This is a genomic window from Streptomyces sp. NPDC012769 (assembly GCF_042901205.1).
GTDB lineage: Bacteria > Actinomycetota > Actinomycetes > Streptomycetales > Streptomycetaceae > Streptomyces.
In genome coordinates this window covers 585,423-602,644 of the sequence record NZ_JBIBCP010000005.1, presented here as the reverse complement: position 1 = coordinate 602,644, position 17,222 = coordinate 585,423, and the positions used below count along the sequence as shown (strand labels likewise).

Below are 17,222 nucleotides of genomic sequence, written 5' to 3'. Positions count from 1 at the left end.
AACTCCGGGCGCGGCCGGTTCGGATGACAGGGCGTCGGCCTTTCCTCGCCCGGCCTCCGCCTCGCCCGCTCACCGCGCGAGCGCGGCCGACAACTCGTCCAGCTCCTCCAGGAGCAGCACCGCCGCCTTGCGCAGCAGGAAGTGGTCCGGCGCCCCTTCGCCCCGCTCCCAGGCTTCGACGGTCTCCCGCAGGTCGTCCCAGCGCGGCACCTTCCGCTCCCGCAGTTCCCTCGCACCCCGCTCCGTCGACCGGCGCAGCGCCTCCGCGAGGACCGCGGCCTCCGGTACGGGCGGGGCCCCGCGCTCCGGGAGATGGGCCTCCAGGAGCATCGCGACCCGCCCGAACTGCGCCAGCGCGTGCTCCGCGTCGCCCGCCGCCGTGTGCGACAGGCCCCGGTGGCGCACCGGCTCGTGGGAGGCCCGGGCCAGGCCGTCCTGCCAGGCGATCCGGGCCTCCCGGGTGCCGAGCAGCGCCTCGCGGACGTCCGGGGAGGCGGGGCCGGCCGGGTGGGCCGGGTCGGGCGGGTCGGCCGGGCCAGCGGGGTCGGGCGGCTCGGGCGGGCCAGCGGGGTCGGGCGACTCGCGCGGGTCGGCATAGTGGGCGACGACGGAGGCCGCGTACCGGCCGTCCGCCGTCAGCCAGTCGGCCAGCCGGCCGCGCAGCCGCGGGGTCTCCCAGGCCGGGTAGACGGCGTAGGACAGCATCGCGAGCACCCCGCCGAGCAGGGTGAGCAGGACGCGTTCGCGGACGGTCTGGGTGAGTCTCGCGCCGTCCATGCCGAGCAGGAAGACCACGTACGCGGCGACGAAGACCTGGCTCGCCGCGTACCCCGTCCGCATGAGGAGGTACATCCCGAAGGCGCAGAGCACGGCGAGGGCGCCGGAGAGGTACGTGCCGGGGTGCGCGGCCTGGACCACGCCCGTGGCGAGGGCGACGCCGAGGAGCGTGCCGCCGAACCGGGCCACGGAGCGGGCGTACGTCTGCGAGAAGTCCGGGCGCATCACCATCACCGAGGCCATCGGCGCCCAATAGCCGTGGCCGAAGGGGAGGGCGGTGCCGAGCGCGTAACCGGCGGTCGCCACCGCCGTGACCCGCAGCGCGTGCCGCAGGATCGGCGACTCGTGCCGCAGTTCGGCCCGCATCCGGGCGAGCGCGACGGGGACGAGCCGGACCAGGGTGGGCCGGCTGCGGGCCTCGGCGGCCGTCTCCGTGCGCGGCTCCGCCGTCTCCACGACGTCGCCGAGCAGCGCGGCGAGCCGGGCCGCGGCCCGGCGGGGCGCGCCGGACAGGATCGCGCCGGTGTCCGGCGTACGGAGGGCGGCGAAGGCCGGGGGCGGGAGGTCGACCGGTTCGCCGCGCCGGATCGCGTGCGCGCACGCGTCGAGGACCTCGCCCGCCGCACCGAGCAGTTCCCGCACCCGGTCGCGCTGCGGGCCCTCGGCGGGCGCGCCAACCGCCGGGTCCGCGAGCGAGGCGAGCACCGGACGGATCCGTTCGGCGAGCCCGCGGGCGCCGTGCAGTTCGGCGGGGCGGCGGCGGGCCTGGCGCGGGGTGACGGCGGCGGCGCTGCGGGCCGTCATCAGCGGTACGGGGTCGAAGGAGGCGGTCGGGTCGTGGCGCAGCCGGCGGGCGTAGTCCGCCTCGGCGGCGAGCGCGTCGGCGAGGGCGTCGCGCTGGGCGCCCCAGCGGCGGACCGGCAGCAGGACGATCAGCGCGGCCTGCACGAGGCCGCCGACCGCGATCATCGCGGCGTGGCCGGCGGCGGTGGCGACGGAGGTGGGGAGGGTGACGGTGACCAGCATGATCGCCACGTTGGACGAGGCGATGATGCCGACGGTCGGGCCCGCGGCCCAGGCCATCCCCGAGAGGAAGGTCCACAGGGCGAGCAGCGCGAGGAAGAGGGCCGGGTGGGCGCCGATCAGGTACCCGAGGAACGTCGACACGGCGAGGCTGGCGCCGGACGCGAGCGCGAGGGTGGGGCGGGGGCGGTACGAGCGCTGGAAGGTCGCGATGGCCGCCTGGAACGCACCCAACGCGGACGACACCGCGACCGCGGGCCCGAACAGCGCGAGCGACCCCCCGACCACGACCGCGAGCCCGAGCGCCCCCCGCCCGGCGACGACCGGCTCCAACCGCCGCCGCTCGACCCGGAACCCGGAGCGGGCGGTCTGGTTCAGCGCGCGGAGCCAGCCCATGGGGGGAGCGTAGCGGTGACGGGGGGCGAATCGGACATACGGGGCGGGCGGGTGCGTCCGCCTCCGCCCATGGCGGGAACCGTGCGGGCCACCGTCCTGCTGGGCCTGCGCCCCGCACCCGCGTAGGCCGCGCCCACTCGCGTATGGCGGGCCACCCGCCCATGTGGGCCCCCACCCGCGCCCCGGTGGCCCGCGCCCGCGCGCGCCAAACCGCCGCCTCGGCCCCGGCCGCGTGGCCGCCGCCCCGCGCCCGTGTTGGCCGCCCAGGGGCCGCGCCCGCCCGTGCATGTTGGGCCCGCCGCCTCGCCAGCCCGTGCGGCCGCGCTCTGTTGAGCCGCCGCCCGTGCCCGTGTGGGCCTGCGGCCCGCCCGGTGGGCCGCGCCCGCGCGTGCAAGCCGCCACCCCGGCCCCGGCCACGTGGCCGCCGCCCCGCGCCCGCGCGTTCACGTTGGGCCCGCCGCCTCGCCGGCCCGTGCGGGCCGCGCTCTGTGGCGCCGCCGCCCGCGCCCGTGTGGGCCCGCCGCCCGCTCGCGTACGGCCCGTCGCCCCGGCCCGCGCCCGTGTGGGCAATCGTCCCGCAGGGCGGGACGGGTGGGCACACGGGACGGCGCCCATGCGGGCGCGTTCCGCACCTGCACCTAGCCGCACCACGAGCACGGCGCACTCGTGGTGCTGGTCAAGGCGCAGGGGGCCTAGGCCCGGCAAAGGGCGCCGTTCCGTTGTGCCCACCCGTTCCGCCCCAGCGGAACGAATGCCCACAACGGGGGGAGGGGCGGGCACCGCCCCAGTTGGGCGCGGCCCGCACGGGCACCGGGGGCACCGGTCCGGCGGGGCGCAGGCCCACGCCCCGGGCGGGCGGGCACCGCCCCTGCGCGGGGCCGGGGCCGCTATGGGAGGCGGGGAGGGGAGGGGAGGAGGCCCGCGTGGTCGGCGGCGGTGGTGCCGTGGGTCCACCCCGCCTCGTCCCACGCCGCCCGCACCCGGCTCGTGCGCGTCTCCGGAAAGAGCTCGTCCGTGCGTGCCGTCACCGCCACCTCGCGGGACGCCAGCGCCGGCAGCAGCGTCGGGGTCTCGGCGGCCACCCGCCGGCTGGTCGACGCGAGCCGGGCGCCGAGCCGGTTCGCGTAGGCCAGCAGGAAGGACTGACGGAAGGACTTGGTCCGCTTGCGCCCGCCGGCCCGCTGCTCCGCCTCCGCCCGCGTCATCGCCGCTGTCCCCTGGACGAGCAGCGACGTGTAGAGGAGCTCGACCGGCTCCAGGTCGGCCTCGAAGCCGACGACCGTCGAGAAGCCGAAGCCCTCGTTCCACACCGCCCGGCAGTGGTTCGCCGTCGCCACCGCGTCCAGGAGGATCGCCTTGGCCTGCTCGTAGGGCGGATCCACCCCGATCCGCACCGCCCCCGGCGTCTCCGGCGAGGGCACACCGGCCGCCAGGGTCACCTCGTCGAGGCTGTGCCGGGCCATCAGCTCCTGCGCCTTGGCGGTGAAGGCCTCGGCCTCCTCCGCGTACGTCGTCGCCTCCGCCTTGGCGAGCAGCGCCCTGATCTTGGACAGCGTCTTCGGCTCGCCCGCGACGGCGGGCGGCAGGGCCTCCCCCGGCACGGGCCCCACGGCGTCGAGGCGCGGCAACCGGACGAGGAGCCGGTACAGCTCCAGGACCGCGGTCGCGTACGAGAAGCGGTCGGGCGCCCTCCAGGGCGTCAGGTCGTCGAGCGCGTCGAGCTGCGCCTGCCAGCGGTGCGGGAGCCGCTCGTACCGCGCGGTCTCCGACCTGACGATCCCGGCGAGCAACCGCACGTGCTCGTCGGACAGTTCGCGGCGGGCCATCCGCACCAGGTCGGCCGGCTGCCAGCCCCGGGCCCACAGGGAGCGGACGAACTCCACTCCGCGCCGGTCCAGTTCGGCGTCGGCCGAGCGGTCGGCGGCGAGCAGTGAGGCGGCCGCGTCGAGGGCGTGGTCGTCTCCCCTGCCCCTGCCTCCATCCCTGTCCCCGTCCCCGTACAGCGCCTTCAGGGCTTCTTCGACCGTGCTCATGCCGGGTGCCTCGCGTCCCATTCCTCGCGGGAGCGGGCGATCGTCGACCGGTGGTCGAGGGACCAGTCGATCAACTGCTTGATCAGGTGCGTCATGCTGTGCCCGGTCTCGGTGAGGGAGTACTCGACCTGCGGCGGAGTGGTCGGGTACACCTGCCGCGACACCAGTCCGTCCCGCTCCAGGCGGCGCAGGGTGAAGGTCAGCATGCGCTGCGACACGCCCTCGACGAGCCGCTGCAGCTCCTTGAAGCGGCGCGGCCCCGCCGCGAGCTCCACGACCACGTGGACCGTCCACTTGTCGCCGAGCCGGTCCTGGACGTCCCGCACCCCGCACTCCTCGGCGCAGCTGACGATCGGCACATCCGGCACATCCGGCACCTCCGGCCCTGCCGGCCCTGCCGACGTGGTTACGTCCGTGTGCCCCTCCGACATCAATGTGCCTCCTTCCAAGATCGCGCCCGCGACGCAACGATGGTCCCAGGCACCTCGCCGTCACCACCAATCCTCAGGGGGAATCCATGCTGCTCGTCACCGGGGTCTCCGGCGCACTCGGCTCGCTCGTCGCGGAGCGGGTCGCGGGCCGCGACGACGTCGTCCTCGGCACCCGGGGCGGGCAGCCCGGCACCCGGCTGGTCGACTTCGACGACCCGTCGACCCTCCCGGACGCCTTCGCCGGCATCGACACGCTGCTGCTGATATCCGCCGGGTACGGGGAGGACGACGTCGTCGTCGCCCGCCACGAGGCCGCCGTCTCCGCCGCCGAGCGGGCCGGCGTCGGCCACATCGTGTACACCAGCCTCTCCGGCGACGGCGATCACCTCACGTACGCGCTCCCCCACCGCTGGACCGAGCGGCGGCTCCAGCGGTCCACGGTGGACTGGACGATCCTGCGCAACGGCCTCTACGCCGAGTTCCTGACCTGGATCGCCACCCCCGACGCCGACAACCGCATCACCGGGCCGCTCGGCGAGGGCGGGCTCGCGGCCGTGGCGCGCGCCGACCTGGCCGACATCGCGGTCTCCGTCGCCACCGACCCCGCGCCCCACGCGGGCCGCGTCTACGAGCTCGTCGGCGAACGCCCGTTGGGCGGCGCCGATCTGGCGGCGGCGCTGGGTGCCACGTACGCGCCGGTGACGCTCGCGGAGGCCCGTACCGCCATCGCAGCCTCCGGCGCGCAGGCCTTCCAGGTGCCGATGCTGGCCGGCACGTACTCGGCGATCGCCCACGGCTTCATGGACGGCTCGGGCGTGAAGAGCGACCTGCGCGAGCTGCTCGGCGGGCGGGAACCGCTGGACGCCCTGGAGGTGTTCGTCGCGGCCGTACGGGCCGAGGCGGCGGCCGGGGTGCGGGGGTAGGCCTGGCCCTACCCCGAGGACGCCCGCTGGTGGTCGTGATCGGGGCGGGCGGAAAAGGTTCGCTGGAGGCATGACCTCGACGAACACCGCAGCCGAAGCCCCAGCCGCCGGCAGAGCCGGAGCCCGAGCCGAATCCGAAGGCGGAGCCCGAGCCGGAGCCGAAGCCGAAGCCGGAGCCGGAGGTACGGAGGGGGCCGCCCCCGCCGTGCGGCTCCGCGGAGTGCGCCGGCACCACCGGGACGTCCGCGCCCTCGACGGTGTCGATCTCGACTTCCCCGCCGGGACGTTCACCGCCGTCATGGGCCCGTCCGGCTCCGGAAAGTCCACGCTGCTCCAGTGCGCGGCCGGCCTCGACCGGCCGACGGCCGGCAGCGTGGAGATCGACGGCATCCCGCTCGCGGGCCTCAGCGAGCGGCGGCTGACGCTGCTGCGCCGGGACCGGATCGGTTTCGTCTTCCAGTCCTTCAACCTGCTGCCCTCGCTCACCGCCGCCCAGAACGTGGCCCTCCCGCTCCGCCTCGCCGGCCGCCGTCCGTCCCGTACGCAGGTGCGCGACGCGCTCGCCCGGGTCGGCCTCGCGGGCCGTGAGCGGCACCGCCCCGGCGAGCTCTCCGGCGGCCAGCAACAGCGCGTCGCCCTCGCCCGCGCGCTGATCACCCGGCCCGCGGTGCTCTTCGGCGACGAGCCGACGGGCGCCCTCGACTCCACCACGGGCCGTGAGGTCCTGACCATGCTCCGCGAGCTCGTCGACCGGGACGGCCAGACGATCGTCATGGTCACCCACGACCCGGTGGCGGCGGCCTGGGCCGACCGGGTGGTGTTCCTGGTCGACGGCCGGTCGGCCGGCGAGCTGTACGCGCCGACGACGGACGCCGTGGCGGCCCGGATGGCCGGGCTCGAGGGCGGCAGCGGTCCCGCGCGCCGCGCCGCCGCCCCGGTATCGGCCCCGTCGGCGGCCCCACCGACCGTCCCACCGACCGTCCCACCGACCGTCCCACCGATGGTCCCGCCGACCGTCCCGCCGACGGTCCTTGAGACGAGCACGACCGCCTCGGTGGCGACGGCGATCACGACGGCGGGTGGCCCGTGCTGACCGTCGTGCTCGCCGGGATGAGGGCCCGCTGGGCCTCCTTCGTCGGCGGATTCACCGCGCTCGCGCTCGGCGTCGGGCTGGTCGCCGTCATGGGGCTCGGGCTGTCCGCGACCCTGAACGCGCCCGAGCGCGCGCCGGTGCGATTCGCGTCCGCGCCCGTCGTCGTGCAGGGTCAGGACCGGCTCGCCGTCGAGGTGCGACGAGGGCCGGAGACGGCGATCGCGACCGCGCCGCTGGACCGTCCACAGCCTGTGGACGGAGAACTCCTGCGCGAACTGCGCGCCCGCTGGCCCGTCACCACCGCCGACACCTCCACCAGTGCCACCCACCCAGCCGGCCCGGACGCGGTCGGGGTCCACGCCCCCGCGGCGGAGGTCCGGGCCCTCGTCGGCGACCGGGCGCGGGTCCTGACCGGGCCCGAGCGGCGGGCGGTCGACCCGGAGGCCGCCCGGGACGCCCGGGCCCTCGTGACGCTCAACGCCCTGCTGGGCACCGCGGGCGGCGTCACCGCCTTCGTCTCGGTCTTCGTCGTCGCCTCCACCTTCGCCTTCGCCGTGGCCCTGCGCCGCCGCGAGTACGGCCTGCTGCGCACCGCCGGCGCCACGCCCGGCCAGGTCCGGCGGATGTTGCTCGCCGAGGCGGCGGGCGTCGGCGTCCTCGCCTCGGTCAGCGGGTGCCTGCTCGGCGCGTGGGGCGCGCCCCTGCTCGCCCGGGCGCTGGTGGACGGCGGTGTGGCCCCGTCCTGGTTCTCGATCGGGACCGGTGGCGGGTCGTGGCCGTTCCACACCGCCCACTGGGTCGCCTTCTGCACGGGAGTGACCGTCGCCCTCGCGGGCGCCGTCGCCGCCTCCCGGCGGGCGGGGCGGGTCGGTCCCACGGCCGCCCTGCGCGAGGCGGACGTCGACACCGACGTCCTGCCGCGCGGCCGGGCGCTGTGCGGCGCGGCTCTGCTGCTGGTGGGGATCGGCCTGCTGGTGTGGACGTGGGCGACGGACCCGTCCGCGCTCCTGAAGCGCAAGACGTACACCACCCAGCCGATGCTGCTGATCACCGGCGTCGCGCTGCTCGCCCCGCTCCTCGTCCGGCCCGCCGCCCGTGCGCTGCGGCTGCCGGGGGCGGTCGGCACCCTCGTACGGGAGAACAGCGCCGCGGCCGTACGCCGTACCGCCGCCGTCGCCGCCCCCGTCCTGGTGACGGTCGCCCTCGCCGGCACCCTCCTCGGCTCGGCGGCGACCGTGACCGCGGCGAAGGCGGCGGAGGCCCGGCAGCAGACGACGGCGGCCTACGTGACGACCGGCCGCGACCTGCCCCGTACGGGTGCTGGCACGGCCACGGGTGCGACTTCCCTGTTCGTACGGGACGGGGCGGAGGCCCTGGTCAAGTACGGGGCACGGGCCGTGGCCGACCCCGCCGCCTGGGCCTCCTCCACCCGCCTGCCCGTGGTCGCGGGCGACCCGCGGAGCCTGGACGACCGGTCGATCGTCGTGAACGAGGAGTTCGAGCGACGGACCGTCGGCGAGACCGTGGAGGTGTGGCTCGCGAACGGCCACGGCCCGGTACGCCTGCGCGTCGCGGCGGTCCTGGCCCGCGGCACGGGCGACAACGGCCCGTACGTGACCTGGCCGAACGCCCCGGGCGCGACGGCGGACCGGATCGACACGGACCGTATCGACACCGGCCGGGCCGACACGGGCCGAACGAGGACGGAACGGACGAGGACGGACCGGGCCCACACGGACCGGCCGGAGACGAGCGGGGCCGACGAGGCCGCGGTTGCCACGGGCCGGGCCGGCATCGGCTCAGGCGCGGACGCGAGGGCCCGCGCGGGCACGAACGCGGAGGCCCGCGCGCACGGGGGTGTCGCCGGAACGGCGCCGGGCAGCGTCGGCACGGTGCCGGGCGGTGTCACCAGGACCGTCGACGCCTGGGCCGCCGCCACCCACCCGGCCACCACCCCGCAGACCCGCCTCGGGCTGCTCCTGGTCCTCGGCATCGCGCTGGTCTACACGGTGATCGCGCTCGCCAACACCCTGCTCATGGTCACCTCGGTGCGCGGCACCGAACTCACCGCGCTGCGCCTGGCCGGCGCCACCCGGGCGCAGGTTCTGCGGGTGGTGGCGGGCGAGTCGCTGCTCGCGGTCGGCATCGGCACGGTCCTGGGCCTCGGCGTCACAGCCGTCTGCCTGGTCGGCCTGGGGGCCGGTCTCGCGGCCCTCTCCGCGCCGGTGGCGCTCACCCTCCCCTGGGGGACGGTCGGCGCGGCGGCGGGGGTGTGCGCGGTGGTCGCGACGGCGGCCTCGGTGCTCCCCGCGTGGCGGCTGACCCGCTGAGGGGTGAGGCTGGTGAGTCGGGACGGGACAGGGACCGGGGTCGGAGCCGGGTCCCCGTCCCGTCCCGCCTGTCCCCCTGCCGCCCTGACGGCGCCGACCCGCCTGTCGGCGCGTGCGGTGACCGCGTGCAGTCACCGGTCACCAGTCACAGTGGTCCGCCCCCGTCATCGGTCGCCGTCCCCCGCTCGCCGCCGCCTCTTCGCCGTCACCAGGCCCCGTCCCCCGCTCGCCTTCGCCTCCTCGCCGTCACCAGGCCCCGTCCCCCGCTCGCCATCGCCTCCTCGCCGTCACCAGGCGCGGTCCCCCGCTCGTCGTCAGCCGCTCGCCGTCACCGGTCACCATCACCCGCCCCCCATCCCCTCCCCGCCGTCACCCACACGGGTAGTCATATGCCATAGGCATCTCCCCCGACCCCCTCCCCGCCCTACCGTGCGCCCATGCTCACGCTCCCCCGCTTCACCCCGACCCCCGTCTTCCGCCTCCTGGGCCTGCCCCGCCCGCCCGAGGCCGTGGTCCAGGTCCTGCCGCCCGCTCCCGGTGTCGACAGCGTGCTGCGGATCATCCCGCCCTCGCCGGGCCGGGCGTTCGTCCTCGCCCTGGACGTGCGGGGGCGCCGGGATCCCGGGCGGGCCAGGGCCTGGACGGCCTGCCTGCCGAGGCTGCGGGAGCGGTACGGCGCCCCGGCCGTCCTCCTCGCCGTCTGCTCCGACCGGTCCACGGCCACCTGGGCGGCGGGGCCCTTCACCACCGGTCTCGGCTGCTGGCCCGCCCTGAGCCTGCGCCCCCTGGTGCTCGGCCCCACGGACACCCGGCCCGTCACCACCGCGCCGGCCGCGACCGCCGACCTCGCCACCGCCACGCTCTCCGCCCTCGCCCACGCCCGCGGGTCCCGCGCCGGCGCCGCCCTCGCCGCGCTCTCCGAGGCCCTGAGCACGGCGGCCCCGGAGACCCGCGCTTACTGCTCCACCCTCCTGGAGACCGGACTCGGCGACAGCCTCGCGGGAGCGGCCTGGCGGCGGCTCACGGGGCTCCGCCGCGCTGTCGGCGGCGGCCGATGACGTGCCCGGAAGGCGTCCGCCGCCTCACGCCAGGCGCAGGAGCCGATGACGTACGCCTCGGCCGGCGCTCACGCCGCGTTCCACGCGTCCGTGGTGCAGCCGGTCTCCCAGTGCCACCAGCCGTCCTGCGTGCCCCGTTCGAGGAGGGCCTTGATCTCCGTCAGCGGGGCGTCGACCGGCACGGTCAGGGCCACCAGCGGGAACTCCGCGCTGAACGACTCGCCGCCGAGGCCGAAGGGGGCGAACCGCTCGTGCACCGCGCGGGCGCTGGGCCCGAGCGGCCCGGAGCGCTCGGGCAGGACGCGGACCGTGACGTTCCCGGAGGCGGCGGCCCGGCCGGTCGCCCAGTGCAGGCCCTCTCCGTCCGTCCTGTACCGGACCACGTCCCCCTCGGCCACGCCGTCCTGGAGGAACGGCACATTGGCCACCCGCGCCGTGTCCACGCCCACCCGTTCGGCCCACAGCCCCTCGGTGTCCTGCGGCAGCCAGCCCTCACGGGGAACGAAACGGAACCAGATCTTGATGCGGTCGCGGTCGCGGTCACGATCCGGGCCTTCGTCGCGGTCGCGGTCACGGTCGCCGTACGTCTCGGTCACCCCGCGAGGGTAGCCCTGGGACGCCGCCCCACCAGGCCCGACGGGCCGGGCGAGCCGGGCGGGCCGGGCGAGCCGGCGGGGTCGGACCCCGCGGGAACCGCTCCCCCCGCCCGCCTCTCCTACGGCAGCAGGACCAGCTTGCCCCGCACGTGCCCCGACTCGCTCAGCTCCTGCGCGCGGGCGGCCTCCTTCAGGGGGAAGGTCTCCGCGATGTCGATCCGGAGCCCGCCCTCGGCGGCCAGCGCGGCCAGCTCGGTCAGCCAGGCGCGGGCGGTCGCCGCCTCGACGACGACGCCGGAGAAGACGATGCCGTGATCGGCGGCGTCCGGTGCGGCGATGGTGACGATCCGGGCGGTCTCGCCGCCGAGGAGCTCGATCGAGACGGGCAGGGTGTCGTGGCCCGCCGCGTCGAAGACCGCGTCGACGCCCTGCGGGGCGGCCGCGCGGACCCGGTCGGCCAGGCCCTCCCCGTACGCCACCGGGATCACGCCAAGCCCGCGCAGGAACTCGTGGTTGCGCTCGGAGGCGGTGCCGACCACCGTCACGCCCTCCGCCACGGCGAGCTGGGCGGCGATCGCGCCGACCGCGCCCGCCGCGCCGTGCAGGAGCAACGTCTCGCCGCGCGTCACGCCGAGCAGCTCCAGGACGCGTCGGGAGGTCTCGCCGGCGACCGGGATGCTCGCGGCGAGCTCCCAGGAAAGCCCGGCGGGCTTGCGGGCGACGGTGTCGGCGATCGCGTACCCGGCGTAGGCGCCGGTCTTCGTCCAGCCGAACACCTCGTCCCCGACGGCCAGTTCGGTGACCCCCTCGCCGAGCGCGTCGACCGTTCCCGCGAACTCCAGGCCGGGGACGGCCGGGAAGGTCGTCGGGTAGAACTCCTCCACCCAGCCGTAACGCCGCTTCCAGTCCACCGGGTTGACGCCGACGGCCGCCACCTTCACCCGCACCTCGCCCGGTGCGGGCTCGGGGACGGTCACACCCGACGCGTGGCGCAGCACCTCGGGGCCGCCGAACTCCTCGTACACGATCGCTTCCATGGTTCCCCCTCGTGGTCCCTGTGATCTGCCTGATCCTTGTGATGCGGTGATCCCTTGATTCATCGGGATGGATCGAGTCCTTGCGATGAATCCAGTCCTTGCGATGGATCACGTTCCTGCGATGGATCAAGCTTCGGCCCCGCACCACCCCGTACCGGCCAGTCGAACGGACAGTCCCACCTGGCCGAAAGGACAGCCGTACCCTGACACCCATGGAACTGACGCCGATCGGGGCCCTGTTGGCGGCCCACGACATCATCCGGCAGCCGCTCGGCGAGATCCTTCCCCGTCTCTCCGAGGTCCTGTCCCCGCTGATCCCGCACCTGGCCGCGGCGGAGCTCTCCACCCACTGCGCGCACTCGCCGTTCAAGCGGACCGCCACCGACCTGCCCTTCACCGCCGCCGAGCTCACCCCGCTGCTCGCCGCCGGCAGCCCGGGCCGGCCGTGGCAGGGGCGCGCCTCGGTCGGTGGTGCCGAGCGCGAGGTGATCGCGGTACGGAGCGACGCCACGCCCCGCGGCTCGGTCCTGGTCCTCGTACGGGAGGACGGCGCCGGGCCGGCCGACGAGGCGGGCCTCGCCGTGGCGCAGGCCCTGTGGGACCTGGTCACCGGCCACCTCGACCGGTTCTCGAGCGAGGCGGTGCCCGGTGCGCTGGCCCGCTCGCGGGCGGCGGCCGACACCCGGGCGCGGGTCACCGCCGAGTTGACCACCGCGCACGCCGCCGCGCTCTCCGGCGTGCTCGGGGTGCTGCGCAGCCGCGCCCTGGACGACTCCGCGGCCCGCGCGACCGCCACCGACCTGGCCGTGTCGGCCCTGATCGAGCTGCGGGCGGAGTCCGAGCGGGACCGCTCGGTCGCCGAGGAGCCCGCCTTCGAGGCCTTCGCCCGGCTCGCGGACGCGCTGCGCCCGATGCTGCGGCACAGTCCCGTACGGCTCGAACTCGGTCCTCCGGAAGGCCCGGACGCCACCCGCACCCTCCCCGCCGACGTGGCCCACGGCGCCCGCGCGATCGTCCGGGCGCTGCTCCTGGTGATCCTGGAACAGGAGGCGGTGTCCCGGGTGCACGTGGGCTGGACGCTGACCGAGAACGAACTGCGCGCGACGGTGCGGGACGACGGCCCCGGGCTCCTCGACGCCTGCCCGCTGGGCGCGGGCAGCATCACCGACCGCCTGGAGGTGCTGGGCGGCCGCCTGGACATGGACGCCGTCCCGGGCTGGGGCACCACCCTCACCGCGACCGTTCCCCTCTCCACGCCGGACCCGCCGGCCTCCGCGATGGACCCCCTGAGCGAGCTCGGCGAACGCGAGCTGGAGGTCCTGACCCACCTGGCCCTCGGCCACCGCAACCGGCAGATCGCGCAGGAGCTGCACATCAGCGAGTCCACGGTGAAGTTCCACGTCGCGAACATCCTCGACAAGCTCGGCGTCGGCTCGCGCGGCGAGGCGGCGGCGCTGTTCCACCGGGCGGCCTAGCCCGCGCCCACTGCGCCCCGTCCTCCCCCGGCGCGCGAGACGCGTCGCGGCGGCGTTGTCAGTGGCGGGTGCCAGACTCGCACCCGTGAACGAAAGGTGGGCTCTCGCGCCCGAGCCGGAGGGGGACGGGGCGCTGCTCGTCGCCCTCGGGGGCGACGGGCGGCCCGTCGGGGAGGTGCGGCGGGAGCCGGATCTGGTGGCGGCCGTGCGGGCGCGGCCGGACGTCACCCGGTGGGTGTGGCGGTCCACCGCCGAGGTGTATCCGCGGCTGCTCGCCGCGGGGGTGCGGATCGAGCGGTGCTACGACGTGGAGGCGGCCGAGCAGCTGCTCCTCGGCCACGAGGGGCGTCTCGGCGAGCCCCGCTCGGCCGCCGCGGCCTGGGCACGGCTGCGGAACGGGCCGGTGCCGCCCGACCCGCCCCTCAGGGCCGCCGAGCCGAAGGCGCAGGACTCCCTCTTCGAGCCGGCCTCCGCCGCCGCGCCACTGCCCTTCGACGCGCTCCTGCAGGTGTACGAGGAGCAGCAGCGACGGCACGACCGCGCCGAGCACCCGGGCCGGATGCGGCTGCTGACCGCCGCCGAGTCGGCCGGGATGCTGGTCGCGGCCGAGATGCACCGGGCCGGCGTGCCCTGGCGGGCCGACGTGCACCGGGAGGTGCTGCACGGGCTGCTGGGCGAGCGGTACGCGGGCGGGGGCGAGCCGCGCCGCCTCGCGGAGCTGGCGGACGAGGTGTCCGCGGCGTTCGGCCGCCGGGTGCGGCCCGATCTGCCCGCCGACGTGGTGAGGGCCTTCGCGCAGGCCGGGATCCGGGTGCGGTCCACCCGGCGCTGGGAGCTGGAGGAGATCGACCACCCGGCGGTCGCGCCCCTCGTGGCGTACAAGCAGCTGTACCGGATCTGGACCGCGCACGGCTGGTCCTGGCTCCAGGACTGGGTGCGGGACGGCCGCTTCCGTCCCGAGTATCTGCCCGGCGGCACGGTGAGCGGCCGCTGGACCACCAACGGCGGCGGGGCGCTGCAGATCCCCAAGGTCATACGACAGGCCGTGGTCGCCGACGAGGGCTGGCGGCTGGTCGTCGCCGACGCCGACCAGATGGAGCCCCGGGTGCTGGCCGCGATCTCCCGCGACCCGGGCCTGATGGAGGTCGCCGGACACCCCGACGACCTCTACACCCGTCTGTCCGACCGGGCGTTCTCGGGCGACCGCGCACACGCCAAGCTCGCGCTGCTCGGCGCGATCTACGGGCAGACCAGCGGCGACGGCCTGAAGAACCTGGCCGCGCTGCGCCGCCGCTTCCCGCGCGCGGTGGCGTACGTGGACGACGCGGCCAGGGCCGGTGAGGAGGGCCGGCTCGTCCGCACCTGGCTCGGCCGGACCAGCCCACGGGCGGCGGGCGCGGACGAGGACGGGGAGGCGGGCATCCCGCAGGGCCCCGGCCCGGCGCCGGGGGACGGCTCCGGCCGCTCCGGCGGCCTGGAGGGTTCCGCGCAGGACGGCGCGGAGTACGTGCCGGGGTACGCGTCGACCGACGCCCGTGCCCGGGGCCGCTTCACCCGTAACTTCGTCGTCCAGGGCAGCGCCGCCGACTGGGCCCTGCTGATGCTCGCCTCGCTGCGCCGCGCCACCGCCGGCATGCGGGCCGAGCTGGTCTTCTTCCAGCACGACGAGGTGATCGTGCACTGCCCCGCCGAGGAGGCCGAGGCGGTCGCGGAGGCGATCCGCGCGGCGGGCGACGAGGCCGGGCGGATCGTGTTCGGGGAGACGCCGGTGAGGTTCCCCTTCACGACGGCGACGGTGGAGCGCTACTCGGACGCGAAATGAGCGCTGCTCGGACGCGAAGGAGGAGCCGGAGGGCGGGTTACGGGAGCGGCCCGGGCCCCCGCCGGGGTCCGGACCGCCGTTCACGGGGCGTGACTACCTCGTGGGCAGCGCACGCCACTTCGGGCTGAGCGCGATCGTCTTCAGCTGCTCGGTGGTGAGCGCCGGTTCGGCGCGGGTGGCCGCCTCGTGCTGCGCGCCGGTGTTGAAGGCGGAGACGACGACGCGGAAGCCGTCCGCGGCCAGCGTGTCGGCGGTCCACCAGACGACGCCCTCGCCGCCCTTCTCGCCGGGCCGCTTCGACAGCTTCACCAGCGTGTTGTCGGCCGTGGTCTCGACGTCGCCGCCGCTGAAGAGATCGCCGCGGACGTCGCCCATGCCGTGCTGCACGTTGATCTGGACGAAGCTGCGGCCCTTGCCGTCGTCGACGACGAGGTAGGCGTATTCGCCGCCGCCGCCCTTGTCGACGACCTTCAGGTCCTGCCCCTTGGGCAGCAGTGAGCGGAGGGTGGCCTGGATGTCGGCGGCGTTCGGCTCGGGCGGCGGGGTGACGCGGGAGCCCTTGGGCTTCCCCTTCGGCGGCACGGGCTGCGGGAGCCGCTGCAGCAGCGGACGCCAGCCGTCCGCCGTGACCAGGGCCTTGAGCTGCGCCGGGTCGAAGGGCGGGGTGTCCCGGCTGATCGGGGAGTCCTTCTGGCTCGCCGCGTTCCACTCGCTCGCGTCGATGAGGAAGCCGTCCCCGGTGAGCAGCACGGCCCGCCAGCTCTTGGTCTCGACCCGCTTGTCCGGGTACTCGTACCCCTGGAAGACCATGAGCCGCCCGCCGCCGGCCACCCGCACGCTGCTGCAGTCGTCGTACGGGACGAACACCTTGTCCGGGCAGGTCACCTGCGCCAGGCTCGCCTCGCCGGTCCCGCCCGCGCGGGAGAGGCCGACGGAGACGGCGGCCTTGCCCTTGCCGTCGTCGTAGACGGCGGTGACGGACTCGCCCGTGCCCTCGGCGTTGTCGATCTGCCAGGTCCCGGCCGGTGTGTTGGCCTTCAGGACGGCGGCGATGTCGGCGACCATGAGCGCGGCCGTCTGGCGGCCGCTCTTGCCGGGAACCGGCTTCGGGCCCGCGACGGACACGTGCTCGACCCCGCCGTCGGCGCCGAGCAGGGAGCCGCCGTACACCCCGCCGACACCGATCGCGGCGAGGGCGAGGGCGCCGCCGACGGCGGCGAAGCGACGGCGCCGGACCCGGCGGCGCCCCCGGGCGAGGCCGCCGGTGACGAGCTCGCGGCGGTCGTCGGTCTCGAAACCTTCTCCGGTGCGGCGCAGAACGGCGCCCAGCTCCTCCTCGAATCGTCCGTCGGACGGGTCGTGCTCTTCGTGCTGAGGCATGGCGGATCACGTCTCCGGTCGTCACGTCGGGAAAGAAAGTCGGGAAAGAAAGATCAGGGGTGGGTGCCGGGACGGCAGGGGGCGGACCCGTCAGCGGGCGGCGAACTCGGTGATGCTGCCGCCGAGCCGCTCCCGCAGCTTCGCCAGGGCACGCACCGACCGGGTGCGGACGGCCGCGGAGCTGACGTGCAGCACGTCGGCGGTCTGCTCGACGCTGCGGTCCTCCCAGTACCGCAGCACCACGACCGCCCGGTCCTTGGGCGCGAGCCCGGCGAGGGCGTCGAGCAGGGCGATGCGCAGGGCCGGGTCGTCGCCGGTCTCGGGGAGCCGGTCCGGCAGCTCGCCGAGGGGGCGCTCGGTGGCCGAGCGGCGCCTCTGGTGGCTGAGGAAGGTCCGTACGAGCACGGTCTGGGCGTAGGCGGCCGGGTTGCCGATGCGGGCCACGCGGCCCCACAGGGCGTACATCCGGCCGAGCGTCTCCTGCACCAGGTCCTCGGCGAGATGGGTGTCACCGCTGGTCAACAGGCATGCCGAGCGGAACAGGTGCCCCGATCGGGCGGAGGCGAACTCCAGGAACTCGTCCACGCGGGACGTTCTCATGTCCCTTCCCTCCGTCGCTGTCACCCGTTCGCTCGCGTCGCTTCGCTCCCCTGGCGTGCGGCGCGCTTACACCTCACTGACGCGACGGCCCGCGCGAAATGTTTCAGACCCCTTCGGCCTCTTCGGCTCCGTGAGGCTTCTTCGGCTCGCTTCGGTTTCTTCGGCTCCGTTCGGCTCCCCCTCGGCCCGGGATTTTCCCCGGTCCGGTGGCGCGGGCCCCGATCGGCGGCGGCCCACAGGAACAAACG

General features: G+C 76.0%; 13 protein-coding genes. 6 read left to right on the top strand and 7 right to left on the bottom strand.

Annotated features, from left to right (window positions below):
• Positions 1 to 69: 69 nt before the first annotated feature.
• The 3 genes from ACFY7C_RS27995 to ACFY7C_RS27985 all read right to left on the bottom strand — a co-directional run bounded on the left by ACFY7C_RS27995 (position 70) and on the right by ACFY7C_RS27985 (position 4,660).
• Positions 70 to 2,196: an FUSC family protein gene (locus ACFY7C_RS27995; RefSeq protein ID WP_389655479.1), complete on the bottom strand. Its 2,127-nt coding sequence runs from the start codon at positions 2,194 to 2,196 to the stop codon at positions 70 to 72.
• Positions 2,197 to 3,083: 887 nt separating this feature from the next.
• Positions 3,084 to 4,229 carry a DUF2786 domain-containing protein gene (locus ACFY7C_RS27990; RefSeq protein ID WP_389655477.1) on the bottom strand — a complete coding sequence of 382 codons (1,146 nt, stop codon included), beginning with the start codon at positions 4,227 to 4,229 and terminating at the stop codon, positions 3,084 to 3,086.
• Positions 4,226 to 4,660, bottom strand: coding sequence for a winged helix-turn-helix transcriptional regulator (locus tag ACFY7C_RS27985; RefSeq protein ID WP_389655475.1), 435 nt, complete (start codon positions 4,658 to 4,660; stop codon positions 4,226 to 4,228). Before ACFY7C_RS27985 ends, ACFY7C_RS27990 begins: the two co-directional genes overlap by 4 nt.
• Positions 4,661 to 4,746: 86 nt before the next feature.
• Here ACFY7C_RS27985 and ACFY7C_RS27980 point away from each other — a divergent pair, with 86 nt between their 5' ends.
• The 4 genes from ACFY7C_RS27980 (at position 4,747) to ACFY7C_RS27965 (ending at position 10,064) form a co-directional block, all read left to right on the top strand.
• Positions 4,747 to 5,583, top strand: a complete 837-nt coding sequence (locus ACFY7C_RS27980; protein WP_389655473.1) for an NAD(P)H-binding protein — start codon at positions 4,747 to 4,749, stop codon at positions 5,581 to 5,583.
• Positions 5,584 to 5,788: 205 nt separating this feature from the next.
• Positions 5,789 to 6,676, top strand: coding sequence for an ABC transporter ATP-binding protein (locus tag ACFY7C_RS27975; RefSeq protein ID WP_389655471.1), 888 nt, complete (start codon positions 5,789 to 5,791; stop codon positions 6,674 to 6,676).
• Positions 6,670 to 9,006, top strand: a complete 2,337-nt coding sequence (locus tag ACFY7C_RS27970; protein WP_389655469.1) for an FtsX-like permease family protein — start codon at positions 6,670 to 6,672, stop codon at positions 9,004 to 9,006. The genes ACFY7C_RS27975 and ACFY7C_RS27970 overlap by 7 nt, the downstream gene beginning before the upstream one ends.
• A 437-nt stretch (positions 9,007 to 9,443) precedes the next feature.
• Positions 9,444 to 10,064, top strand: coding sequence for a hypothetical protein (locus tag ACFY7C_RS27965; protein WP_389655467.1), 621 nt, complete (start codon positions 9,444 to 9,446; stop codon positions 10,062 to 10,064).
• A 68-nt stretch (positions 10,065 to 10,132) separates the two neighbouring features.
• Here ACFY7C_RS27965 and ACFY7C_RS27960 read toward each other — a convergent pair whose 3' ends face one another.
• Entirely contained in the window at positions 10,133 to 10,660 is a 528-nt protein-coding gene (locus ACFY7C_RS27960) for a DUF4265 domain-containing protein (protein WP_389655465.1), read from the bottom strand.
• Between the two features lie 119 nt (positions 10,661 to 10,779).
• Complete coding sequence (locus ACFY7C_RS27955; protein WP_389655463.1) at positions 10,780 to 11,697, bottom strand: NADP-dependent oxidoreductase; 918 nt, start codon at positions 11,695 to 11,697, stop codon at positions 10,780 to 10,782.
• 212 nt (positions 11,698 to 11,909) lie between these two features.
• On the opposite strand from ACFY7C_RS27955, the gene ACFY7C_RS27950 reads away from it, so the two are divergent.
• Together ACFY7C_RS27950 and ACFY7C_RS27945 are read left to right on the top strand one after the other, a co-directional pair.
• Complete coding sequence (locus tag ACFY7C_RS27950; protein ID WP_389655461.1) at positions 11,910 to 13,172, top strand: LuxR C-terminal-related transcriptional regulator; 1,263 nt, start codon at positions 11,910 to 11,912, stop codon at positions 13,170 to 13,172.
• Between the two features lie 85 nt (positions 13,173 to 13,257).
• Positions 13,258 to 14,994, top strand: coding sequence for a bifunctional 3'-5' exonuclease/DNA polymerase (locus ACFY7C_RS27945; RefSeq protein WP_389655459.1), 1,737 nt, complete (start codon positions 13,258 to 13,260; stop codon positions 14,992 to 14,994).
• Positions 14,995 to 15,087: 93 nt separating this feature from the next.
• Here ACFY7C_RS27945 and ACFY7C_RS27940 read toward each other — a convergent pair whose 3' ends face one another.
• Positions 15,088 to 16,374, bottom strand: coding sequence for a hypothetical protein (locus tag ACFY7C_RS27940; RefSeq protein ID WP_389655457.1), 1,287 nt, complete (start codon positions 16,372 to 16,374; stop codon positions 15,088 to 15,090).
• A 90-nt stretch (positions 16,375 to 16,464) separates the two neighbouring features.
• Positions 16,465 to 16,974, bottom strand: coding sequence for a SigE family RNA polymerase sigma factor (locus ACFY7C_RS27935; protein ID WP_389655455.1), 510 nt, complete (start codon positions 16,972 to 16,974; stop codon positions 16,465 to 16,467).
• Positions 16,975 to 17,222 lie beyond the last annotated feature (248 nt).